A 22528-nucleotide genomic window follows, 5' to 3' on the forward strand; every position below is an offset into this window, starting at 1 on the left:
GGCTCCCAGTAGACGACTGGGTTGATAGGCCGGATATGGAAGCCCTGTGAGGGGTGGAGTTGACCGGTACTAATAGGCCGAGGGCTTGTCCTCAGTTGCTCGCGTCCACTGTGTTGTTCTGAAACAACGACCCCAACCCTGGTGTGGGTTGGTGCGGTTGACAGTTTCATAGTGTTTCGGTGGTCATAGCGTGAGGGAAACGCCCGGTTACATTCCGAACCCGGAAGCTAAGCCTCACAGCGCCGATGGTACTGCAGGGGGGACCCTGTGGGAGAGTAGGACGCCGCCGAACAATCATTCAGAAAAGCCCCTGATCCAATCGGATCAGGGGCTTTTCGCATTTCCGGAACCACCAGGTCCGGCCGCCGGATCCGGTCACCGAGCCGAGACCGGCGAGGCCGGCGAGGCCGGCGTGGTCGGTCACGTCCGGAAAAAATCTTGGTCAGCCGTGTCGAGAACCCGTGACCGGCTCCGTCCCTGGGGTGGACGCGGCCACAATGGGTCGCATCAGCACCGAGGAGAAGACGATGGCCAAGTACCTGCTGCTCAAGCACTACCGGGGCGCTCCGACCGCGGTCAACTGCACGCCGATGGACCAGTGGACGCCGGAGGAGGTCACGGCGCACATCACGTACATGCAGGACTTCGCCGCCCGGCTGGAGAAGACCGGCGAGTACGTCGACGGCCAGGCGCTCGCGCCCGAGGGGACGTGGGTCCGGTACGACGGCGAGGGTCGTCCGCCGGTGACCGACGGTCCGTTCGCCGAGACCAAGGACCTCATCGCCGGCTGGATGGTGATCGACGTCGACAGCTACGAGCGCGCCGTCGAACTGGCCGGAGAGCTGTCGGCCGCTCCCGGAGCCGGGGGGAAGCCGATCCACGAGTGGCTCGAACTGCGTCCGTTCCTGGCCATGCCGTCGACCACCACGGAGTGCCATCTCCGATGACGGAGGCCAACGGAAGCCACGCGGTGGGCGAGGCCCTGATCCGGAGCCTCACGCCCGCCGTGCTCGGCATCCTCGTCCGCCGCGGAGCAGATTTCGCGGCGGCCGAGGACGCCGTGCAGGAGGCGTTGATCGAGGCGGTTCGCGGCTGGGGAGCCGATCCGCCGCGGGATCCCAAGGGCTGGCTGGTCACCGTCGCCTGGCGGAAGTTCCTCGACGCGACCCGGGCGGACACCGCGCGCCGCCGTCGGGAGGACCTTGTCGACCACGAGCCGGAGCCCGGGCCGGCGGCCGCGACGGACGACACGCTGCAGCTCTACTTCCTGTGCGCCCACCCGTCGTTGACGCCGTCCTCGGCGGTCGCGCTCACCCTGCGCGCGCTCGGCGGGCTGACCACCCGGCAGGTCGCCCAGGCCTATTTGGTGCCCGAGGCGACCATGGCGCAGCGGATCAGCCGGGCGAAGCGGACCGTGTCCGCCGTCCGGTTCGATCGGCCGGGCGACGTCGCCACCGTGCTGCGGGTCCTCTACCTGGTCTTCAACGAGGGCTACTCGGGCGATGTCGACCTCGCCGCCGAGGCGATCCGGCTCACCCGGCAGCTGGCGGCGGCGATCGACCACCCCGAGGTGGCGGGCCTGTTGGCGCTGATGCTGCTGCACCACGCCCGGCGGCCCGGCCGCACGGCGCCCGACGGCAGTCTGGTGCCGCTCGCGGAGCAGGACCGCGGCCGGTGGGACAGCGGGTTGATCGCCGAGGGCGTCGGGATCCTCCAGGCGGCCCTCGCCCGTGACCGGCTGGGCGAGTTCCAGGCCCAGGCGGCGATCGCGGCGCTGCACGCGGACGCGCCGACCGCCGGGGAGACCGACTGGGTGCAGATCGTCGAGTGGTACGACGAGTTGGTGCGGTTGACGGGCAGTCCGGTGGTCCGGCTGAACCGCGCGGTGGCGGTCGGTGAGGCGGACGGGCCGCGGGCCGGGCTGGCGGCGCTGGGGGCGGTGGACGAGTCCCTGCCGAGGTACGCGGCGGTGGCGGCGTATCTCCACGAGCGCGACGGGGACCTGGCGACGGCGGCCCGGTTGTACGTCGAGGCGGCCCGGCGGGCGCCCAACCTCGCCGAGCGTGACCACCTGACGCGTCAGGCGGCCCGGCTCAACGTTCGGCTCAACGCCCCTGGGAGGCAGTGAGGTTCAGAGCCGACCGGCGGCCTTCAGCGCCAGGTAGGTGTCCGCCAGGGCCGGGGCGATCCCGGCGGGCGGGGCGTCCAGGACGGTGACGCCGTGCCGGGTGAGGCGGTCGGCGGTGTGGCGGCGGTCGGCGCGGGTCTGTTCTGCGGCGGCGGCTCCGTAGACGGCCTCGACGGTGCCGCGGCCGGCGGCCAGCACGTCGAGGTGCGGGTCGGCGACCGAGGCGAGGACGACCTCGTGGCGCTTGGTGAGCAGCGGCAGCAGGGGCCGCAGGCCGTCCTCGACGGGGGCCGCGTCGAGGCCGGTGAGCAGGACGATCAGCGAGCGGTGCGGTGCCATCTTGAGCGCGGTGGAGACCAGGGAGCGCATGTCGGTCTCGTGCAGCGCGGGTTCCAGCAGGGCCATCGCGTTGGTGAAGGCCGGCAGGATCTCGTTCGGCGAGCTGCCGACGACCGCGGCGCGCTTGCGGGCGTCGTGGGCGAGCAGGTCGACCCGGTCGCCCGCGCGGGTGGCGAGGGCGGTGAGCAGCAGGGCGGCGTCGAGGGAGGCGTCCAGGCGCGGGGCGTCGCCGACGCGGCCGGCCGAGGTGCGGCCGGTGTCGAGGACGACGAGGATGTGCCGGTCGCGTTCGGGGCGCCAGGTGCGGACGGCGACGGTGTTGCGGCGGGCGCTGGCGCGCCAGTCGATGGAGCGGACGTCGTCGCCGGGCAGGTACTCCCGCAGCGAGTCGAACTCGGTGCCCTGGCCGCGGGTCAACACCGAGGTGCGGCCGTCGAGTTCGCGCAGCCGGGCGAGCCGGGAGGGCAGGTGCTTGCGGCTGTGGAACGGGGGCAGGGCGCGGACCGTCCAGGGCACGTGGTGGGAGCCCTGGCGGCCGGCCAGGCCGAGCGGGCCGAGCGACCGGACCGTCACCCGGTGGGCGTGGTGGTCGCCGCGTCGGCTCGGGGCGAGCAGGGAGACGGCGCGGCGCCGTTCGCCGCCGGGGACGGTGAGGGTGTGCCGGGAGGCGGTCTCGGCGGTGCCGGGGCGCCAGGCGGAGGGGGCCCAGGCGTCGCGGACCAGGGCACGCAGGGGCCGTCCGGAGGGGTTGGTGACGGTCAGTTCGACGGAGGCGGTGTCGCCGAGGCGGACGGTGGTGGCGCCGCCCCGGACGATCCGCAGGCTGCGGACGGGGGCGGCGAGCACCAGGTCGGCCAGGACGGCGAGCAGGACCGCGCCGGTGACGGCTCCGATTCCGGCCCAGGAGGGCAGCAGGAGGCCCACGAGGAGCGCGCCGAGCGCGGCGATCAGGGCGGTTCGCCCGGTGAGGGCCATGCGGGTGCGCTCCTTCGGAAGCCCGTGGTCGGAGGGGCCGGGGGTTCGGTGGCGGCGGGTCGCCCGGTACGCCGGTGGGCGTGGGTCAGCGGGGGGCGGGCGTCTGGGCGAGGACGGCCTGGATGACGGAGTCGGCGGTGACGCCCTCCATCTCGGCCTCGGCGCGCAGCGCGACGCGGTGCCGCAGGGTGGGCAGGGCGAGTGCTTTGACGTCGTCCGGGGTGACGTAGTCGCGTCCGGCGAGCCAGGCCCAGGCGCGCGAGGCGGCGAGCAGCGCGGTGGCGCCGCGGGGGGAGACGCCGATGGACAGCGACGGGGACTGCCGGGTGGCCCGGCAGAGGTCGACGATGTAGGCGAGGACCTCGGGGGAGACGGTCAGTGCGGCGATCTGCTCGCGGGCGGCGGCGAGGTGCTCGGGCCCGGCGACGGGGCGGACGCCGGCCGCGGCGAGGTCCTTGGGGTCGAAGCCGGACGCGTGCCGGGACAGCACCTGGAACTCCTGGTCGCGGTCGGGCAGCGGCAGGATCAGCTTGAGCAGGAAGCGGTCGAGCTGGGCCTCGGGCAGCGGGTAGGTGCCCTCGTACTCGACCGGGTTCTGGGTGGCGGCGACCAGGAACGGGACGGGCAGCGCGCGCGGCTCGCCGTCGACGGTGACCTGCCGCTCCTCCATGGCCTCCAGCAGGGCGGCCTGGGTCTTGGGCGGCGTGCGGTTGATCTCGTCGGCGAGCAGCAGGTTGGTGAAGACCGGGCCGGGCTGGAAGGAGAACTCGGCGGTGCGGGCGTCGTAGACGAGCGAGCCGGTGACGTCGCCGGGCATCAGGTCGGGGGTGAACTGGATGCGCTTGGTCTCCAGGCTGAGTGCCGTGGACAGGGTGCGGACCAGCAGGGTCTTGGCGACGCCGGGGACGCCTTCGAGCAGCACGTGACCGCCGCAGAGCAGGGCCACCACGAGGCCGGTGACGGCGGCGTCCTGGCCGACCACGGCCTTGCCGATCTCGGCGCGCAGGGCGGTCAGCGCGGTGCGCGGGTCGGTGGCGGGGGTGGCGGGTGCCGTGCCGGGGGTGATGCGGAGCTGGGCGGTCGCCTGTTCGGTCACGGGTTCCGTACCTGCCTTTCGAGGGCGTCGAGGTCGTCGGCGAGCCGCAGCAGCGCGGCGTCGTCGGTCGGGGGCGGGCCGTAGAGCAGGGCCCGGACGTCCCCGGCGGGTCGTTCGGGGAGGCGGCCGGCGACGGCCGCGCAGAGTGCTTCCGGGTCGGGGGCGCCGGCCTGGATCGGGACGCCCAGGGCGGGGGCGAGGCGGTGGGCTGCGGCGCGGCGCAGGGCCTCGGCGGCGCGGCCGTGGGCCCTGGCCCGCCGGTAGAGCCGGGCGCGGCCCTCGGTGGTCTCGGCGGCGCGGACCACCACCGGAAGGTTCTCGCTGATCACCGGGCCGAGGCGGCGGGCGCGCCAGAGGGCGGCGAGCACGGCGGCGACGGCGAGCTGGTAGAAGGCCCAGTGCCAGCCCTTCGGGATGTAGTCGCCGAAGGACTTGCGCTGGGTGCCCTCGGCGACCGGCGCGGTGTAGTCGGGCAGGTGCCAGGTGAGGCGGGGCTGCGAGCCGAGCAGGCCGAGCGCGAGCGAGGCGTTGCCGTCCTCGGCGAGCTCCTCGTTGCGGAGGAACTGGCCGCTGCCGAGCACGACGACGTCGCCGCCCCCGCTCGGGGTGCGGACCAGCGGGTAGTCGCGGCCGTGCGGGTAGCAGCCGTCGCCGCGGCTGCCGCTGGTGTAGAGCATCCCGCCCATGGCGGCGCTGCCGGCCCGGAGGGCCTCGGGGAGCGAGCAGGCCGGCTGGGTGCCGCGGACGGGCGCGAACGGGACTCCGCCGGCCTCGTCGGCGGTGCGGACGCCGGGGGCGAGGGCGTTGAGGGCGGCCGGGCCCGGGGCGATCAGGACCAGCCGCTGGTGCCGGGCGGCGGCGATCTCGCGCAGCTGGGCCGGGCTGAGCAGGTCGGGCTCGGGCAGCACCAGGGTGTCGGCGCCGTTCGCGGCGGTGGTGGGGTCGGTGCCCAGGTCGACCTTGACGCCCTGGCGTTCGAGCAGGGCGACGACGGCGTGGGAGCCGTCGGCGTCGTAGGAGCGCGGGTCGATCGGCGGGTAGCGGTGGCCGCGGTTGAGGACGGCGATGCCGACGGCGGCGACCAGCAGGACGGCGAGGAAGACCAGGTACCAGCGGGCGCGGCGGGCCAGGCGGCGCCCGGTGGGGGCGAGGCTGGTCGGCGCGGCGGCGGGCGGAGCAGGGGCGGTGCTGGTCATGCCGCTCCTCCCGGGGTCGGGGTCGAGGTCGGGGCGGCGGCCGCGGCGGAGGCGTGGGCGAGCACCGGGCGGGTGCGTTCCAGCGTCCGGTCGAGGTCCAGCAGCAACTGGTAGGCGGCCTGGTCGGCGGTGCGCTCGCCGTACGCGACGTCGTCGAAGGTGCGGGCGGCCGCGGCCAGCGCGGCGGCGTGCTCGGGCAGGGCCCGGCCGGCCTCGGCGGCGGCCTCGTCGGCGGTGCGGCCCGGGCGGGCGTCGAGCAGGGTGCGCTCCTCCAGGGCCCGGACCAGCGCGCGCATCTGCTCGCGGACGGCCTCGGACCACCGGCCCGCGGCGGCGTGCCCGGCGGCGTCCGCGCGGTACCGGTCGGCGCTGCGCGGGCCGTCGGAGCCGTACACGCCCAGGACGGTGCGGGCGGCGCGCTTGGGGGCGCCGAGGCGCCACCAGAGGGCGGCGCCGATCACCACGGCGACGATCAGGAAGAGCACCAGTCCGGTGGTGCCGTCGGTGCCGTCGCCGGCGATGCTGCCCATGGCGCGGTCGATGTGGTCCCAGATCCAGTCGACGACGCGTTCCAGGACGGTCGGGTCGTTCTTGTGGTACTCGGCGTTGAGCAGCTCGTCGCGGGCGGCGTCGCGGGCAGGGTCACGCGGAACGGTGACCGGGGCGCCGGCGGCGGCGAGGAGCCTGTCCCCCCAGATAGGCATCCGGTTCAGTGCCTCGCCGGGGTCTGGTCGGCCTGGCCGTTCCCGCCGGTGCCGCCCTGCTCGGGCGTGGCGGCGGCGCGGGTGAGCTCGATGTCCAGGGCCTCGCGGCGGATCCGCTGGTCGATGTAGACCAGCACGCCGACGGCGGCCAGGAACGGGGTGGTCAGCGAGGAGGCGATGATCCCGGCGATGGCGGTCAGCACCATCATGCCGATGGACTGCTGGGAGGAGTCGCCGAAGCGGTCGATGGAGCCGAAGCCCAGCACCAGGCCGATGAAGCGGAACGGGATGACCAGGGTGGCCCCGACGATCCCGGCCAGGAGCCGGCTCAGCAGGACGATGCCGAAGATCCGCCACCAGGAGCCGCGGGCCAGCCGGCGCGAGCGCGACAGCGCCGTCACCACGCCCTGCTTCTCCAGCATCAGCGCGGGGGCGGCCAGGCTGTAGCGGATCAGCAGCCAGAGGCCGACCGGCAGGGTCAGCAGGCCGACCAGGAACAGCAGGGACACGGTCGCGGGGTTGTCGGCGCCGCCGGCCCGGTAGCCGAGCAGCGGGGTGAAGCCGAGCACCACCACGCCGCCGCTCATCAGGGTGGTGAGCACGGTGAGCCCGAGCAGCTGCAGCAACCGGGGCCGGGCGTCGCGCCAGGCCTCGCCGGCGGTCACCGAGCGGCCGAGCACGGCGCGGCTGACCACGATGGTGAGCAGCGCGACGGCGAGCGCGTCGAGCAGCAGCGTCAGCGGCATGCCGGCGAGCAGGGTGAGGAGCTGGGTGGAGGCGCCGGTCCGGCCCTTGACCAGCAGCTGGGCGACGAAGGCGCCGGCCTGGTCGACGACGGCGATGCCGAGCGAGAGGGTGAGGGCGGTGCGCCAGTGCCGGCGCACGGTGGTGACGGCGCCGTCGAGCAGCTCGCCGACGCTGAGCGGGCGCAGCGGGATGACGCCGGGCCGGGGGCTGCGCGCGGCGTCCCAGCCGTACGGGTCGCGGCCGGGGGGCTGCGCGCCGCGGTTCGGCTGTCCGTACTGGGCGCCCCACCCGGGGGTGGCCTGAGGGGGTGCCGACGGCCCGGGCACGGCGGCGGGCGCTTCGGCCGGGGGCCGGGCGCCGTCGCGGGGCGGCTCGGACGAGCTGGGCGAGGCCCAGCCCGGGGTGTCGGTCATCACTGCTCCTCGGAGGGGCCGTCCTGGGCGCGGAGCCGGGCGGATCTTCCGCCCGCGCGCAGCGCCCATCGTGCCATGGGGCCCGGAGACGCCCCAGGGGTATCCGGTTGCTGATCGGCAACGGGGGCCACCGGGGGGTCGGACGGCGGGTTCCGGACCGTTCGGAGGCGCTCCGACGAGGGCTATTCGCCCGGTATGGCCGGAATTCGACGGCCGGCGAGTTGGCCGTTGTGGAGCATTGGCACTGCTGTGCGGCAGGTCACAATCCGGTAATGAGAAGATGGACGCATGAAGGGACGCGTCCTCGTCGTTGATGACGACTCCGCACTGGCCGAGATGCTCGGCATCGTGCTGCGTGGTGAGGGTTTTGAGCCGTTTTTCGTCGCGGATGGGGACAAGGCGCTAGCCGCGTTCCGGGAGAGCAAGCCCGACCTGGTCCTGCTCGACCTGATGCTGCCCGGCCGGGACGGCATCGACGTGTGCCGGCAGATCCGGGCGGAGTCCGGCGTCCCGATCGTGATGCTGACCGCGAAGACGGACACGGTCGACGTGGTGGTGGGCCTGGAGTCCGGCGCCGACGACTACGTCACCAAGCCGTTCAAGCCCAAGGAGCTGGTGGCCCGGGTGCGCGCCCGGTTGCGCCGCGCCGAGGAGCCGACGCCCGAGCAGCTGACCATCGGCGACCTGGTGATCGACGTGGCCGGCCACTCGGTGAAGCGGGACGGTCGCAGCATCCCGCTGACCCCGCTGGAGTTCGACCTGCTGGTCGCGCTGGCCCGCAAGCCCTGGCAGGTGTTCACCCGCGAGGTGCTGCTGGAGCAGGTCTGGGGCTACCGCCACGCGGCGGACACCCGCCTGGTCAACGTCCACGTGCAGCGACTGCGCTCCAAGATCGAGAAGGACCCGGAGCGCCCCGAGATCGTGGTGACCGTCCGCGGCGTCGGCTACAAGGCCGGACCCAGCTGACGTGACGGACCGGGCTGAGGGCACCCCGTCGGGTTCCGCGACCGACGGGGCGGGCTCCGTGCGCGGGGACGTGCTGAGTTCGACCACCCGCCGCCGTCGCGGCCCTTCCGGGATCTTCGGCCTGATGAAGCGTCAGTTCCGTCGGCCCGCGCGCAAGGTGGCCGTGCTGTACCACCGGTCGATCCAGGTCCGGGTGGTCGCGGTGTCCCTGCTGGCCTCCATCGCGGTGGTCCTGGTGCTGGGCGTGGTCGTGGTGGCGCAGGTGCGCAACGGCCTGCTCGACACCAAGATCGACGCCGCCCGGGCGCAGGCCCGGATCGGCTTCCAGGTCGAGCAGAAGAAGATCGACGAGGCCCGGGACCAGAACCTGCGGGGCGCCGTCGACCCGAGCACCGGCGAGACCGGCACCTGGCTGCTGCGCCAGGTCAACGACCTGGCCGCGAGCGGGCAGACGGTCTACTCGGTGATCGCGATGGCCCCGGGCACCGGGGCGGTCGTCCCCGACAGCGCCGGCTTCGCGCCGCGCTACTCGGGCGACATCCAGCCCAGCAGCGTCCCGGACACCCTGCGCGCCAAGCTCATCGAAGAGCCCGGCCAGATGTTCGACCAGCCGACCCGGATCCACCGCTCGCCCGAGGGCGGTGGCAAGAGCGAGCCCGGACTGGCCCTCGGCATGCAGTTCGTCGGCCCGGCCAACACCAGCTACCAGCTGTTCTACGTGTTCTCCTTCGGCCAGGAGACCGACACCCTCAACCTGATCACCGGCACCCTGGCGACCGCCGGCGTCTTCGTGGTGATCCTCATGGGCGGCATCGCCTGGGTCGTGGTGCGCCAGGTGGTGACCCCGGTGCGGATGGCCGCCGGCATCTCCGAGCGGCTCGCCGACGGGCACCTGGAAGAACGGATGAAGGTGACCGGGACGGACGACATCGCCCGCCTCGGGGAGTCCTTCAACCGGATGGCCAATGCCCTGCAGGCGCAGATCCGCCAGTTGGAGGAGCTGTCCCGGGTGCAGCGGCGCTTCGTCTCGGACGTCTCGCACGAGCTGCGCACCCCGCTGACCACGGTCCGGATGGCCGCCGATCTGATCTACGACAGCCGCGAGGACCTGGACCCGATGGCGGCCCGCTCGGCGGAGCTGCTGCAGGGCCAGCTGGACCGCTTCGAGTCGCTGCTGGCCGACCTGCTGGAGATCAGCCGCTTCGACGCCGGCGCCGCGATCCTGGACGCCGAGCCGGTCGACCTGCGCGAGATCGTCGGCCGGGTGGTGGAGGCCGCCGACCCGCTGGCCCAGGCCAAGGGCAGCACCGTGGTGATCCGCGGTGACGGCGAGCCGGTGCTGGCCGAGGTGGACTCCCGCCGGATCGAGCGCATCCTGCGCAACCTGGTGGTCAACGCGCTGGAGCACGGCGAGGGCCGCGACGTGGTGGTCCGGCTGGGCTCGGCGGACGGCGCGGTCGCGGTCGGCGTGCGCGACTACGGCATCGGCCTCAAACCGGGCGAGGCGTCCCGGGTGTTCCACCGCTTCTGGCGGGCGGACCCGTCCCGGGTGCGCACCACCGGCGGCACCGGCCTGGGCCTGTCCATCGCGGTCGAGGACGCCCACCTGCACGGCGGCTGGCTCCAGGCCTGGGGCGAGCCCGGTGGCGGCTCGCACTTCCGGCTGACCCTGCCGCGCACCCGCGGCGGCGAGATCAACCGGGCGCCGTTCCGGCTGGAGCCGGAGGACTCCCGCAACAACCGGGGCCTGGGCGCGTACGGCACGCCGTACCGCCGGGCGATCGCGCCGGCCGGGTCGACGGCCATGGCCGCCGCCGAGGAGCAGGGCGAGGCGCCGGAGGGGGCCGGCAACGGGCTGGGCAGCGGGCTCGGCGGGGTGCTGAACATCGGCCCCGGGCTGGGCCGCAACCGGCTGCCGGAGGGCCCGCGCTCGGACCCCTCGGACGTGCGGACGGCGGGGGCCGGCTACGGCGCCACCGGCGCCCAGGTCATGGTGGACCCGACGCCGGGACGGCCGTCGGTGGCACAGCGGACGGCGGAACCGGACGCGACGGGTGGGACGGACCTGGAGGGGTCGCAGCGTGCGAAGGACGAGCAACAGGACTGAGCCGCGGCTCGTGGCGGTGGCCGGCGCGGTGCTCGGTGCCCTGGTGGCGAGCGGCTGCGCGGCCATGCCGGACTCCGGCGGCATCACCAAGGTGGAGCTGTCGCAGGGCTCGGCCGACAAGAACCTGCAGGCCAGGGTGTTCCCGGTGGCGCCCACCAAGGGCGCCAAGCCGCGCGAGCTGCTGACCGGGTTCCTGGACGCGGTGACCGCGGACGAGGGGTACGAGACCGCGCGCAAGTACCTCACCGAGCACGCCGCCGCGACCTGGAACCCGGACGCGGGCATACAGGTGCTCTCCGCCACGCAGATCGCGCCGGACCAGGTCGTCAACGACAAGGACACCGAGTACTCCGAGACGGTGTCCGGGCAGTTGCTGGCCACGGTCGACGAGAAGCGCTCGTACGTGATGGTGGCGGGGCAGAACAACAACAAGGTCCTGGACTTCACGTTCACGCGGGAGGACGGTGAGTGGCGGATCGCCCAGCTGCCCGCCGGCGTGATCATGAACGAGACCAACTTCCGGAACAGCTTCCGGCAGGTCGAGCGCTTCTTCTACACCGCCCCCGACCCGTCCGTGCCGGGTTCCGGTCCCGGCGGCCAGGAGGTGCTGGTCGCCGACCCGATCTACCTGCGGCGCCGGATCGACCCGCTGACCGCGGCCGCCAACGCGCTGGTCGCGGGGCCCTCCCACTGGCTCGCGCCGGTGGTCCGGACGGCCTTCCCGGGCGGCACCACGGTCGACAAGGTGGCCATCGACGACAGCCGGGTCGCCCACGTGCAGCTCCGCGGGCCGGACCTGGGCGACGCGACGGCCTGCCGCCGGATGGCGACCCAGCTCTACTACACCTTCGCCGACCAGGGGAAGGGACAGATCGACCGGCTGGAGCTGAAGGGGCAGGGCGGCTCCTGCACGGCCAGCCGCAACGACGACCAGGCCGTCGGCCCCGGCGCGCTGGCCGGCCGGGTTCCCCCGCAGCAGTACTACCAGCGCGCCGACACCGGCGCGCTGATGGTGGCCGACGAGGGCCGCAGCGGCGACCCGGTGCCCGGGGTGCTCGGCAAGCCGCACGCGAACGGCACGCCCCAGCTGGGCACGGTCGCGGTCAGCCGGGACGGCTCCCAGGCCGCCGCGCTCTCGGACGACGGCCACCAGCTCTACACGGTGCCGCTGGCGGCCGGCACGACGGCGATGCCCGAACCGGTGCTCAGCTCGCCGGTGAAGGCCGGCGCCAAGGACGAGGGCCTCGCCTCCCCGACCTGGGACGGCCGCGGGGACCTCTGGGTGGTGGACCGCAACCCGCAGGCCCCGCGGGTGGTCCTGGTGCGCGGCGGCAAGACGTACGGCGTGCCGGTCGAGGGACTGCTGGCCGGGCAGACGGTGCAGGCCGTGAAGATCTCTTCGGACGGCGCCCGGATCGCACTGGTGGTCAAGTCGGCCGGAGTGTCGGGCAGTTCTCTGGAGTTCGGGCTGGTGGAGCACGGCGGCACGCCGGGTGCGCCGACCGCGAGGATCATCTCGGTGCGCCCCGGTGCCCCCTCGCTCACCGACGTCACCTCGGTGTCCTGGACGGAGACCGACCAGCTGCTGGTGCTCGGCAAGGAGGCCGACCGCCCCCAGCAGCTGTACTACATCAGCACCGACGGCTCGCAGAGCACGGACAGTCAGCTGCAGACCGGCAACGGCCTGCCGTCCTCCCCGCAGTCCATCTCGTCGGCGGAGTCCCGCGGATACCTCCTGGCCCAGCCGTGGCCGGTGCTCGCGGTGGCGGGCGGGACGGTCTACCGGCTGGTCAGCAACCAGTGGCGGGAAGCCCAGCTGGTGGACAAGGCCCGCTCGTACTTCTACGTCGGCTGAACCGGCGGGCTGAACCGGCGGGCCGGACCGGCGGGTTGAACCGGCGGGCCGGCCGCCGGCGCGCCGCCGTGCCCCCGACCGGCCCTCAGCCGGCCGGCTGCACCGCGGTGGCCGCCACCGTGGCGGCGGCCCGGGCGGGCAGTCCGGCGTCGGCCAGCGCCCGGGCGGCCTCGGCCAGGCTCGCCCCGGTGGTCACCAGGTCGTCCACCAGGACCGGCTGACGGCCGGCCAGGCCGCCGCGGGCGCGCGGCAGGACGGTGAGCGCGCCGTGCAGGTTGCGCCGCCGCTCGGCGGCGTTCAGTCCGGTCTGGTCGGCGACCGGACGGGCGTGCCGCAGCAGCGGCGCGGCCCTGGCGTCCAGGCCGGCCCGCCGCAGCGACCGGGCGGCGGCCCCGGCCAGCCGCAGCGTCGGGTCGTGGCCGCGGGCGCGCACGGCCGCGCGGACCGAGGGCATGGGCACCAGCAGCAGCGGCGCGGCCCCGGCCCGGGCCCCGAGGGCGGAGCGCACCGCCCGTCCGAGCGCCTCGCCGAGCGGCCCGGCCAGCCGCAGCGCGCCGCGCTCCTTGTGCGCGAGCAGCAACTGGCGCACCGGGTCGGTGTACGGCGCGGCGGCGTGCGCCCAGGGCAGCAGGGTGGGGCCGGGGCGGGCGGTGGCCAGGGCGTGCCGGCAGGCCGGGCAGAGCTGGGTGCGTTCGGCACCGCAGCCCGCGCAGTTCGCGGGGAGCAGGACGTCCAGCAGGCCGGCCAGTGCGTGGCCGAACGGTGTCCGTACGGACGGCGGAAGGGCGGGGGAAGGGGGCGGAGGCACGGCTGCTCCTGGCGGCGGCAGGCACGGAGAGTCAGCAAAGGATGCGCCGTATGGGGGGCGTTGTCCAGGTATTTACTGCCGCTTCACCCACAGGAGGGTAGACAGGGTGCAACAGTTTGACCGCCAGCCCGCAGTATCGGGTCATACCCCTCATCTCGCCCGGGGAGGCGAAAACTCCCCGTGAGGTGTTCGATAAGGCTCCAGGGGGTTTCAACCGTCCCTGATGGGGAGGAAGTGAGATGAGGGCCAGTCGTTCCGCCGCTGGCGGCGGGCGGGGGCCGGCAGTGGATGGGCTGGTCCAGCTGGAGCTCAGTCCGGTCCGGTAGCACCCGGATCGGCGTCAGCACGAGGGATCGGAGTTCTGCGTGGACATCGTCGTCAAGGGCCGCAAGACCGAGGTGCCCAAGAGGTTCCGCGAGCACGTGGCCGAGAAGCTGGAGAAGGTCCAGAAGTTCGACGGCAAGGTGATCAGCCTCGACGTCGAGGTGTCCAAGGAGCACAACCCGCGGCAGGCCGACCGGTCGGACCGCGTGGAGATCACTCTTCGCAGCCGGGGCCCGGTGATCCGGGCCGAAGCCGCCGCCGCCGACGCGTACGCCGCGCTCGACCTGGCCGCGGCGAAGCTCGACGCGCAGCTGCGCAAGTCGGCTGACCGGCGTCGGGTGCACAAGGGCGGCGCCAACGGCCGCACCCCGATCAGCGTCGCCGAGGCGACCGCGGCCCTGGCCGCACTGCCGGACACGACGGCGCGGGAGGGCGAGACCAACGGGGCCGTCCGCAAGACCATGATGGGATCCCTGGAAGTGGAGGGCGAAGGCCCGCTGGTGGTCCGGGAGAAGACGCACTCGGCCGCCCCCATGGCGCTGGACCAGGCGCTCTACGAGATGGAGCTGGTCGGCCACGATTTCTACCTCTTCGTGGAGAAGGACAGCGGCCTGCCCAGCGTCGTCTACCGCCGGCACGGCTACCACTACGGTGTCATCCACGTGCAGCCGGACATGGCGGCCGGCGTGGCCAGCGGTGCGGGCGGTGCGATCGGCCGGTCCGACGACGAGGACTGACCGTCCCGACAGCAGTGACGGAGAGGTGGCCCCGGCAGTCGCCGGGGCCACCGGCGTTTCGGGGCGTTCCGCCCGTTTCGGGCGCACCCGGTGGGACGGGTTCGAACGGTGCTCCGATCCCTTGCCTCCGGGGGTCACCCGATGCGGGGGAATCGGCATCGGAGGGTGACCGCGGCGAGGGCGGGGCGTGGAATGATTGGGCGCACGTCGACCCGCGAAGGGGGAGGAGCGGATGGGGGATCACTTCGGGCTGGGGCCCGCAGCGGGGCCGGGCGCCGGACTGCCACCGGGGCCGGAGGAGGAACCCGCGTACGCGCCGCACCGGGGTGAGCCGATCCGCGTCCTGGTGGTGGACGACCACGCCCTGTTCCGCCGGGGGCTGGAGATCGTGCTCGCCGAGGAGCCGGACATCAAGGTCGTCGGCGAGGCCGGGGACGGCGCCGAGGCCGTGCTGAAGGCCGCCGACCTGCTGCCCGACATCATCCTGATGGACGTCCGGATGCCGCGCCGCAGCGGGATCGAGGCCTGCACGGCGATCAAGGACGTGGCGCCCAGCACCAAGATCATCATGCTGACGATAAGCGACGAGGAGGCCGACCTCTACGAGGCGATCAAGGCGGGGGCCACCGGCTACCTGCTCAAGGAGATCTCCACCGACGAGGTCGCCACCGCGATCCGCGCGGTCGCCGACGGGCAGTCGCAGATCAGCCCGTCGATGGCCTCCAAGCTGCTCACCGAGTTCAAGTCGATGATCCAGCGGCGCTCCGACGACCGGGACCTGGTGCCCGCGCCCCGGCTCACCGACCGGGAGCTGGAGGTGCTCAAGCTGGTGGCGACCGGGATGAACAACCGGGAGATCGCCAAGGAGCTGTTCATCAGCGAGAACACCGTGAAGAACCACGTCCGCAACATCCTGGAGAAGCTCCAACTGCATTCCCGGATGGAGGCCGTGGTGTACGCGATGCGGGAGAAGATCCTCGAAATAGGGTGAGCGGCGCCACCGGGCGAGCGGCGGCCCCCGCCGTTCGCCCGTCCCGCGGGCCAGGGCCTGTCCGGCGGGCCCCTAATCGGCGAGCAGCTTCTCCAGGGCCGGGCGCAGCCGTTCGTCGTGCAGCGCCTCGACCCGCACCCCGTCGCAGCCGACCCAGGCGGCCGCCTCGCGCAGGGCGGCGGCCAGCGCCTCCAGGTGCCGGGCGCCGCCTCCCCGGGCGCCGGCTCCCCGGGCGTCGGCCAGTGAGACCTGCCGGGCGACCAGGGTGTGCCCCTCGCGGGCCGGGTCGACCCGGCCGACCAGCCGGCCGCCGGCCAGCAGCGGCATCGCGAAGTAGCCGTGCACCCGCTTGTGCTTGGGCGTGTAGGCCTCCAGCCGGTGCGTCATGCCGAAGATCCGTTCGGTGCGGGCGCGGTCCCAGATCAACGAGTCGAACGGCGAGAGCAGGGTGGTGCGGTGGCGCCCGCGCGGGGTGGTGGCGAGCGCGGCCGGGTCGGCCCAGGCAGCCGCCGCGGTGCCGCCCGGGCCCCAGCCGGCCACCTGGACCGGGACCAGGCCGCTGTCCGCGAGCACCGGGTCCAACTCCTCGGCGCGCAGCCGGTGGTAGTCCAGCAGGTCGGCCCGGGTGGCCACGCCGAGCGCGGCGCCCGCCTGGGCCACCAGGGTGCGCACGCACTCCTCGTCGGACCGCTCCTGCCCGAACAGGGCGTCGGGGATCGCCTGTTCGGCCAGGGCGTAGACCCGCTTCCAGCCCCGGCGCTCGGTGCAGACCACGTCGCCGAAGGCCAGCGCCCGCTCGACGGCGATCTTGGTGTCGGACCAGTCCCACCACTCGGCGGTCCGCTTGGCACCGCCGAGCTCGGTGGAGGTCAACGGCCCCTCGGCGCGCAGCTGGTCGAGCACCGCCCGGTACGTCTCGGGCGCGACCTGGTGGCCCCAGAGGTGGCCGCGGGCGCGGTAGCGGCGGCGACGGAAGGCGAACAGCGGCCACTCCTCGACCGGCAGGATGCAGGCCGCGTGCGACCAGTACTCGAAGCTGGTGCCCGCGCCCCAGTAGGCCGCCTCGACCGCCGGGCGGCCGACCGCGCCGAGCCGGGCGTACGGCACCAGCTCGTGCGAGCGGGCCAGCACCGAGATGGTGTCCAGCTGGACGGCGCCCAGGTGCCGCAGCACCCCGCGCACCCCGCCCCGGCGGTCGGGCGCGCCCAGCAGCCCCTGGGCGCGCAGGGCCATCCGGCGGGCGTCGTCGGCGCTCAGGACGGTGACGGGGGTGTGGTCGGCAGCGGCGGCGGTCATGCCGGCGAGCGTAGCCGGGGGCACTGACAGCGGGCCCCGGCCCCGGGGAGCGGGCCGGGTGCTCAGTCCAGGTCGGACGGGAGCATCGAGGCGATCCAGGCGTCGTGGAAGACACCGCGCTGCTCGGCGTACGACCGCAGCGTGCCCTCCGGGCGGTAGCCGACCCGCTCGGCGACCGCGCGGGAGCCCTCGTTGCCGACGTAGGCGAGCCACTGGAGGCGGCGCAGCCCCAGGTCGGTGAGCGCCCAGCGGGCGACCGCGCGGGCCGCCTCGACGGTGTAGCCGCGGCCGCGCTGCTCCTTCGCCGTCCACCAGCCGACCGAGGCGGCGTTCGGGTCGCCGGGCTTGCGCACGACCGCCTGGGTGCCGACCAGGCGTCCCGTCCCGCGCTCGACCACGCACCAGATGTACTCGGTGCCCGCGGCCAGCCCCGCGGGGGCCAGGGTGCGGACGAAGAACTCGGCGTCCTCGCGGCGGTAGGGAACGGGGACGACCGTCCAGCGCTGGATCTCCGCGTCCTGGCAGGCGGCGAAGACCGCGTCGACGTCCGACTCCCGCGGGGCCCGCAGGACCAGGCGGTCGGTGGTGAGGGTGACGAGTTCGCTTCGCGGCTGTTCCATGGGCGGATTATTTCCCCGTGAGGGGAATGCGGGCATCCGAATGGTCGGCCAACTCCTCGGCCCGCCGACCGATTTGCCCCGGTGGACGGTGCTATCGATCCATGTGCACGCGCGGGTGACACGGGAATACCGTGCTGACGCACCTCCCGGCGCCTTGGACTCCTCGCATACGATGGCCCGTGCGGTGGGGTGGACCCGCCGTGCAGTCGTCCAGTGCCAATACAGGCAAGGAGCCCGCCCAAGTGTCCGTCTTCGACAAGATCCTGCGCGCCGGCGAAGGCAAGATCCTTCGCAAGCTGCAGCGGATTGCTGCCCAGGTCAACTCCATCGAAGAGGACTTCGTCAACCTCACCGACGCCGAGCTGCGCGCGCTGACCGACGAGTACAAGCAGCGGCTCGCGGACGGCGAGACGCTGGACGACATCCTCCCCGAGGCGTTCGCCACCGTCCGCGAGGCCGCCAAGCGCGTGCTCGGCCAGCGGCACTACGACGTCCAGCTCATGGGCGGCGCCGCCCTGCACCTCGGCTATGTCGCCGAGATGCGCACCGGTGAGGGCAAGACCCTCGTCGGCACCCTGCCCGCGTACCTGAACGCGCTGACCGGCAAGGGCGTCCACCTGATCACCGTCAACGACTACCTCGCCGAGCGCGACTCGGAGTGGATGGGCCGGGTGCACCGCTTCCTCGGCCTCGAAGTCGGCGTGATCCTGGCCAACATGACGCCCGCCGAGCGCAAGCGCCAGTACGCGATGGACATCACGTACGGCACGAACAACGAGTTCGGCTTCGACTACCTGCGCGACAACATGGCCTGGTCGAAGGACGAACTCGTCCAGCGCGGCCACAACTTCGCGGTCGTCGACGAGGTCGACTCGATCCTCATCGACGAGGCCCGCACCCCGCTGATCATCTCCGGCCCGGCGGACCAGGCGACCAAGTGGTACGCCGACTTCGCCAAGCTGGTGCTGCGACTGAAGATCGACCGCGACTACGAGGTCGACGAGAAGAAGCGCACCGTCGGCGTCCTGGAGGAGGGTGTCACCCGGGTCGAGGACTACCTCGGCATCGACAACCTCTACGAGTCGGTGAACACCCCGCTCGTCGGCTTCCTGAACAACGCCATCAAGGCCAAGGAGCTGTACAAGAAGGACAAGGACTACGTCGTCATGAACGGCGAAGTCATGATCGTCGACGAGCACACCGGCCGCATCCTGGCCGGGCGCCGCTACAACGAGGGCATGCACCAGGCGATCGAGGCCAAGGAGGGGGTGGAGGTCCAGAACGAGAACCAGACCCTGGCCACCATCACCCTGCAGAACTTCTTCCGGCTGTACGACAAGCTGGCGGGCATGACCGGTACCGGCACCACCGAGGCCGCCGAGTTCCACCAGATCTACAAGCTCGGCGTGGTGCCGATCCCGACCAACAAGACGCCGCTGCGCATCGACCAGCCCGACCTGATCTACAAGTCGGAGCCGGCCAAGTTCGCCGCCGTGGTCGAGGACATCGCCGAGAAGCACGAGAAGGGCCAGCCGGTGCTGGTCGGCACCGTGTCGGTCGAGAAGTCCGAGTACCTGTCCCAGGAGCTGCGCAAGCGCGGCATCCCGCACGAGGTGCTGAACGCCAAGCACCACGAGCGCGAGGCCCAGATCGTCGCGCAGGCCGGCCGCAAGGGCGCCGTCACCGTCGCCACCAACATGGCCGGCCGTGGCACCGACATCATGCTCGGCGGCAACCCGGACCACCTCGCGGCGGCCGAGCTGGCCCAGCGCGGGCTCTCCGCGAGCGACAACCCGGAGGAGTACGAGGCCGCGTTCCCGGAGGCGCTGGAGAAGGCCAAGGCCGCGGTCAAGGCCGAGCAGGAGGAGGTCAAGGAGGCCGGCGGCCTCTACGTCCTCGGCACCGAGCGGCACGAGTCCCGCCGGATCGACAACCAGCTGCGCGGCCGCTCCGGCCGTCAGGGCGACCCGGGCGAGTCCCGCTTCTACCTGTCGCTGGGCGACGACCTGATGCGCCTGTTCAAGGCCGGCATGGTCGAGCGCGTGCTCTCGATGGCCAACGTGCCCGAGGACGTGCCGATCGAGTCCAAGATGGTCACCCGCGCGATCGCCTCCGCGCAGACCCAGGTCGAGCAGCAGAACTTCGAGATCCGCAAGAACGTCCTGAAGTACGACGAGGTGCTCAACCGCCAGCGCGAGGTCATCTACGGCGAGCGCCGCCGCGTCCTGGAGGGCGAGGACCTCCAGGAGCAGGTCGGCCACTTCATGGACGACACCGTCGAGGCCTACGTCAAGGCGGCCACCGGCGAGGGCTTCGAGGACGACTGGGACCTCGACAAGCTCTGGACCGCGTTCAAGCAGCTCTACCCGATCACCCTGGACCTGGCGGAGCTGGAGGAGGAGGTCGGCGGTCCGTCCGGCCTGACCCCCGAGTTCCTGATCAAGGTCGTCCAGGAGGACATCCAGGCGCAGTACGGCGCCCGCGAGGACCAGCTTGGCGAGGAGATCCTGCGCGAGCTGGAGCGGCGCGTGGTGCTGTCGGTGCTGGACCGCCGCTGGCGCGAGCACCTCTACGAGATGGACTACCTCCAGGAGGGCATCGGCCTGCGGGCCATGGCGCAGCGCGACCCGCTGGTCGAGTACCAGCGCGAGGGCTTCGACATGTTCACCGCGATGATGGAGGGCATCAAGGAGGAGTCCGTCGCCTACCTGTTCAACCTGGAGGTCCAGGTCGAGCAGCAGGTCGAGGAGGTCCCGGTCGAGGACGCCGAGGTGGTGCTCGACAAGCTGGAGAAGGACACCGCCCGCCCGGAGATCAAGGCCAAGGGCCTGGAGGCCCCGAAGCCGCAGCGGCTGCACTACACGGCCCCCTCGGACGAGGTCGGCGGCGGTGTCGTCGAGGGCGACTTCGAGGACACCGTGCCGGAGGACGAGGGCGACGGGATGACCCGCGCCGAGCGCCGCAAGGCCGCCAAGTCCGCCAAGGGCCGCCGCCGCAAGGTCTGAGCCACGCACAGCGCGCAACGCAGGGCGCCGCTCCCGTACCGGGGCGGCGCCCTGCGCCGTCCCGTGCGCCGCGGCCGTCACCGGGCCTCCACGGCGGTGCACTGCCACTGGCCGGCCGGGCCGCGTTGCTCCAGCCGGAAGGCCACCATGTGGTGTCGTCGGCCCAGGTCGACCCGGACGCAGGCCTCGACGGCGTCGGGCGAGGGTGACCGGTCGTGCACCGGGCCGAGCCGGGGCCGGTCGGCGGGGCCGCCGCGGCGCAGCGCACCGGCCCGGACCAGCGAGGCGAGCTGCCCGTAGCCGTCCAGGGTGGTGTGCCGCATCAGCTGGCCGGAGGGCCGGGCTCCGGTGAGGACCTCGACCAGCTGGTGGGCGAAGCGGGCGGCGAGCGCCCCGGTGTCGTGGCGCGCCGCTCCGGTGGCCCCGGCGGTGGCGGGGGTTCCGTCGCAGGCGGCGCGCGGGTGGCGCGGCCGGCGCCCGGCCGGGTCGCAGCCGCCGGAGGCGCGGACGCGACGGTGCGGGCGGGCGACGAGGCGGTCGGTGGGGTGCGTGGTGGGGTGCGTGGCGGGGTGCGCGCTGAGGTCGGTGCCGAGCTGTGCGGTCACGGTGGCTCCCGGTAAGGGTGGTGCGGGTACGGACGGGTCCAGGCTGGCGGCGGGCCGGGCGGGGCGGCAACGTGTTTCCGGGGGGTCGGAAGGGCGGTCCGAAGTTCACCTATCCGGGTGAGTCGCCCTGTGTGGCGACGGGCCTGGCGGGCGTCCAGCAGGCGGCGGGTTGACGTGCGGGGACGGGCCGTACGGCCCGAAAGGGGACGCCCGGGTACGGCGGACCGGGTGGCTGCGGGCCCCGCTCCCGTTGCGCCGCCCGCCCGCCCGCGCGCACCATCGGTAGCCTGACCCGCTCCCAACGACTGACGGGCGGACAGGATGACGACAGCGGGGACGACCACACGGACGGCGGTGGCGGGAACGACCTCCGGCGGTGAGCCCCGGCGCGGCCTGGTGCTGGGCGGCGGCGGGATGCTCGGCGCGGCCTGGACGGTCGGCGCGCTGTGCGCCGTCGAGGAGGCCACCGGGCACCGGCCGGGCGGGGCGGACGTCCTGCTCGGCACCTCGGCGGGCGCGATCCTGGCCGCGCTGCTGGCCGGCGGCGTGCCCCCCGAGCAGTTGCGCGACCACCAGCGCGGCCTGCCGATCACCGACGGCCCGCTGGCCGGGGTGGCCTTCGACTACGAGACGGCGGTGGGCGGCGCGCTGCCGCCCCGCCCGCGGGCCGGAATCGGCTCGCCCGACCTGCTGCGGGACGCCGTCCGGCACCCGCGCGAGTACCCGCTGCTGACCATGGTCTCGGCGATGGCGCCGCACGGCCGCGGCTCGCTGGCGCCGGTCGGCGAGCTGGTCCGCGGGCTGTTCGGACCGGACGGCTGGCCGGCCCCGGGGAGCCCGGCCGCCACCGTCGCCGGGCCGGCGCCGAGCCCGGCCGCCACCGTCGCCGGGCCGGCGCCGAGCGCGGCCGCCACCGTCGCCGGGCCGGCGCCGAGCGCGGCCGCCGCGCCGCTGCGGGTGGCCGCGGTGGACTACCGCAGCGGCCACCGGGTGATCTTCGGCGATCCGCAGGCCCCTGCCGTCGCGGTGGCCGACGCCGTGATGGCCTCCTGCGCCATCCCCGGCTGGTTCGCGCCGGTGCGCCTGAACGGTTCGGCGTACGTGGACGGCGGCTGCTGGTCGGCCACCAACGCCGACCTGCTGCTCGGCCGCGGCCTGGACGAGGTGTACGTGCTGGCCCCGATGGCCCTGCGGCTGGGCCCGCGGCCCGAGCGCGCGGACCGCGGCACCCTGGCCGCGCTGCGCGAGTGGCGGGCCCGGGACCGCCCGCGCGGCGTGCTGGCCCAGCTGGTCAGCCGCTACCGGCGGGCGGTGACCCGGCAGCTGCTGCGCGAGGCCGCGCTGCTGCGGGCGGAGGGCGTCCGGGTGCGGCTGCTCGCGCCGACCCTGGCCGACCTGGCGGTGATGGGCCCGAACCTGATGGACCCGGCCCGCCGCGGCGAGGTGCTGGAGAGTGCGCTGCGGACCAGCCGGGAGGCGCTGGCCGCCGGGCGCGGCCCCGGCCCGAGGTGATCACGGGCGGTCCGGCGGAGCTTATTCTTGGGGCGCTGGATGCTGTGCCGCTGGACGAACCCCCCGCTGGACGAACCCCCGCTGGACGAACCGGAGAGTGCCAC

At 73.8% G+C, this 22528-nt stretch carries 19 protein-coding genes and 2 rRNA genes; 11 read left to right on the plus strand and 10 right to left on the minus strand.

Annotation, left to right across the window (positions count from 1 at the left end):
* Together ACIRVF_RS20890 and rrf are read left to right on the plus strand one after the other, a co-directional pair.
* Positions 1-93, plus strand: a 23S ribosomal RNA gene (locus ACIRVF_RS20890); the annotation flags it as partial.
* 82 nt (positions 94-175) lie between these two features.
* Positions 176-292, plus strand: a 5S ribosomal RNA gene (rrf, locus tag ACIRVF_RS20895).
* 6 nt (positions 293-298) lie between these two features.
* On the opposite strand, the gene ACIRVF_RS20900 is transcribed toward rrf, so the two are convergent.
* Positions 299-424, minus strand: a complete 126-nt coding sequence (locus ACIRVF_RS20900; RefSeq protein ID WP_402819663.1) for a hypothetical protein — start codon at positions 422-424, stop codon at positions 299-301.
* Positions 425-527: 103 nt separating this feature from the next.
* Between ACIRVF_RS20900 and ACIRVF_RS20905 the strand changes: the two genes are divergently transcribed.
* On the plus strand, positions 528-947 hold the full coding sequence (locus ACIRVF_RS20905) for a YciI family protein (RefSeq protein WP_402820195.1): 420 nt from the start codon (positions 528-530) through the stop codon (positions 945-947).
* Positions 948-970: 23 nt separating this feature from the next.
* Positions 971-2128 carry an RNA polymerase sigma factor gene (locus ACIRVF_RS20910; RefSeq protein ID WP_402820198.1) on the plus strand — a complete coding sequence of 386 codons (1158 nt, stop codon included), beginning with the start codon at positions 971-973 and terminating at the stop codon, positions 2126-2128.
* A gap of 3 nt (positions 2129-2131) precedes the next feature.
* Here the strand turns inward: ACIRVF_RS20910 and ACIRVF_RS20915 are convergent, their stop codons facing one another.
* The 5 genes from ACIRVF_RS20915 to ACIRVF_RS20935 all read right to left on the minus strand — a co-directional run bounded on the left by ACIRVF_RS20915 (position 2132) and on the right by ACIRVF_RS20935 (position 7598).
* A complete protein-coding gene (locus ACIRVF_RS20915; RefSeq protein ID WP_402819665.1) occupies positions 2132-3442 on the minus strand; it encodes a DUF58 domain-containing protein in 1311 nt (436 codons plus the stop codon).
* Positions 3443-3527: 85 nt separating this feature from the next.
* The gene (locus tag ACIRVF_RS20920; protein WP_402820201.1) at positions 3528-4508 is read right to left on the minus strand and encodes an AAA family ATPase; all 981 of its coding nucleotides are present in this window, start codon (positions 4506-4508) and stop codon (positions 3528-3530) included.
* 26 nt (positions 4509-4534) lie between these two features.
* Positions 4535-5734, minus strand: coding sequence for a DUF4350 domain-containing protein (locus ACIRVF_RS20925; RefSeq protein WP_402819667.1), 1200 nt, complete (start codon positions 5732-5734; stop codon positions 4535-4537).
* Positions 5731-6438 (minus strand): DUF4129 domain-containing protein, encoded by a 708-nt coding sequence (locus ACIRVF_RS20930; protein ID WP_402819668.1) that lies wholly within the window; start codon positions 6436-6438, stop codon positions 5731-5733. The genes ACIRVF_RS20925 and ACIRVF_RS20930 overlap by 4 nt, the downstream gene beginning before the upstream one ends.
* A 5-nt stretch (positions 6439-6443) precedes the next feature.
* On the minus strand, positions 6444-7598 hold the full coding sequence (locus tag ACIRVF_RS20935) for a hypothetical protein (RefSeq protein ID WP_402819670.1): 1155 nt from the start codon (positions 7596-7598) through the stop codon (positions 6444-6446).
* Between the two features lie 288 nt (positions 7599-7886).
* Here ACIRVF_RS20935 and mtrA point away from each other — a divergent pair, with 288 nt between their 5' ends.
* From mtrA to ACIRVF_RS20950, 3 genes are all read left to right on the plus strand, one after another.
* Complete coding sequence (gene mtrA, locus ACIRVF_RS20940; RefSeq protein WP_030283937.1) at positions 7887-8564, plus strand: MtrAB system response regulator MtrA; 678 nt, start codon at positions 7887-7889, stop codon at positions 8562-8564.
* Positions 8565-8688: 124 nt separating this feature from the next.
* Positions 8689-10671: an MtrAB system histidine kinase MtrB gene (gene mtrB, locus ACIRVF_RS20945; RefSeq protein WP_402819672.1), complete on the plus strand. Its 1983-nt coding sequence runs from the start codon at positions 8689-8691 to the stop codon at positions 10669-10671.
* A complete protein-coding gene (locus ACIRVF_RS20950; RefSeq protein ID WP_402819674.1) occupies positions 10646-12526 on the plus strand; it encodes an LpqB family beta-propeller domain-containing protein in 1881 nt (626 codons plus the stop codon). The genes mtrB and ACIRVF_RS20950 overlap by 26 nt, the downstream gene beginning before the upstream one ends.
* Positions 12527-12611: 85 nt before the next feature.
* On the opposite strand, the gene ACIRVF_RS20955 is transcribed toward ACIRVF_RS20950, so the two are convergent.
* Entirely contained in the window at positions 12612-13334 is a 723-nt protein-coding gene (locus ACIRVF_RS20955; protein ID WP_402819677.1) for a ComF family protein, read from the minus strand.
* Between the two features lie 365 nt (positions 13335-13699).
* Here ACIRVF_RS20955 and hpf point away from each other — a divergent pair, with 365 nt between their 5' ends.
* Positions 13700-14395 (plus strand): ribosome hibernation-promoting factor, HPF/YfiA family, encoded by a 696-nt coding sequence (hpf, locus tag ACIRVF_RS20960; RefSeq protein ID WP_402819680.1) that lies wholly within the window; start codon positions 13700-13702, stop codon positions 14393-14395.
* A 232-nt stretch (positions 14396-14627) separates the two neighbouring features.
* Positions 14628-15386, plus strand: coding sequence for a response regulator transcription factor (locus tag ACIRVF_RS20965; protein WP_030283947.1), 759 nt, complete (start codon positions 14628-14630; stop codon positions 15384-15386).
* Positions 15387-15458: 72 nt separating this feature from the next.
* Here the strand turns inward: ACIRVF_RS20965 and ACIRVF_RS20970 are convergent, their stop codons facing one another.
* Together ACIRVF_RS20970 and ACIRVF_RS20975 are read right to left on the minus strand one after the other, a co-directional pair.
* Entirely contained in the window at positions 15459-16682 is a 1224-nt protein-coding gene (locus ACIRVF_RS20970) for a winged helix-turn-helix domain-containing protein (RefSeq protein ID WP_402819683.1), read from the minus strand.
* Positions 16683-16744: 62 nt separating this feature from the next.
* Entirely contained in the window at positions 16745-17302 is a 558-nt protein-coding gene (locus tag ACIRVF_RS20975) for a GNAT family N-acetyltransferase (protein ID WP_402819686.1), read from the minus strand.
* A gap of 242 nt (positions 17303-17544) precedes the next feature.
* On the opposite strand from ACIRVF_RS20975, the gene secA reads away from it, so the two are divergent.
* Positions 17545-20307: a preprotein translocase subunit SecA gene (secA, locus tag ACIRVF_RS20980; protein ID WP_402819689.1), complete on the plus strand. Its 2763-nt coding sequence runs from the start codon at positions 17545-17547 to the stop codon at positions 20305-20307.
* Between the two features lie 77 nt (positions 20308-20384).
* On the opposite strand, the gene ACIRVF_RS20985 is transcribed toward secA, so the two are convergent.
* Positions 20385-20912 (minus strand): Rv3235 family protein, encoded by a 528-nt coding sequence (locus ACIRVF_RS20985; protein WP_402819692.1) that lies wholly within the window; start codon positions 20910-20912, stop codon positions 20385-20387.
* A gap of 354 nt (positions 20913-21266) precedes the next feature.
* Here ACIRVF_RS20985 and ACIRVF_RS20990 point away from each other — a divergent pair, with 354 nt between their 5' ends.
* Complete coding sequence (locus tag ACIRVF_RS20990) at positions 21267-22424, plus strand: patatin-like phospholipase family protein (RefSeq protein WP_402819695.1); 1158 nt, start codon at positions 21267-21269, stop codon at positions 22422-22424.
* Positions 22425-22528 lie beyond the last annotated feature (104 nt).

It is taken from the genome of Kitasatospora sp. NPDC101157 (assembly GCF_044768255.1).
Taxonomy (GTDB): domain Bacteria; phylum Actinomycetota; class Actinomycetes; order Streptomycetales; family Streptomycetaceae; genus Kitasatospora.

Bases quoted from the DNA above. Each gene is read 5' to 3' on its own strand.
- ACIRVF_RS20905 (WP_402820195.1), top strand. From the start codon at position 528: ATGGCCAAGTACCTGCTGCTCAAGCACTACCGGGGCGCTCCGACCGCG.
- ACIRVF_RS20915 (WP_402819665.1), bottom strand. From the start codon at position 3,442: ATGGCCCTCACCGGGCGAACCGCCCTGATCGCCGCGCTCGGCGCGCTC.
- ACIRVF_RS20925 (WP_402819667.1), bottom strand. From the start codon at position 5,734: ATGACCAGCACCGCCCCTGCTCCGCCCGCCGCCGCGCCGACCAGCCTC.
- ACIRVF_RS20930 (WP_402819668.1), bottom strand. From the start codon at position 6,438: ATGCCTATCTGGGGGGACAGGCTCCTCGCCGCCGCCGGCGCCCCGGTC.
- ACIRVF_RS20935 (WP_402819670.1), bottom strand. From the start codon at position 7,598: ATGACCGACACCCCGGGCTGGGCCTCGCCCAGCTCGTCCGAGCCGCCC.
- mtrA (WP_030283937.1), top strand. From the start codon at position 7,887: ATGAAGGGACGCGTCCTCGTCGTTGATGACGACTCCGCACTGGCCGAG.
- mtrB (WP_402819672.1), top strand. From the start codon at position 8,689: ATGAAGCGTCAGTTCCGTCGGCCCGCGCGCAAGGTGGCCGTGCTGTAC.
- ACIRVF_RS20965 (WP_030283947.1), top strand. From the start codon at position 14,628: ATGGGGGATCACTTCGGGCTGGGGCCCGCAGCGGGGCCGGGCGCCGGA.
- ACIRVF_RS20970 (WP_402819683.1), bottom strand. From the start codon at position 16,682: ATGACCGCCGCCGCTGCCGACCACACCCCCGTCACCGTCCTGAGCGCC.
- ACIRVF_RS20975 (WP_402819686.1), bottom strand. From the start codon at position 17,302: ATGGAACAGCCGCGAAGCGAACTCGTCACCCTCACCACCGACCGCCTG.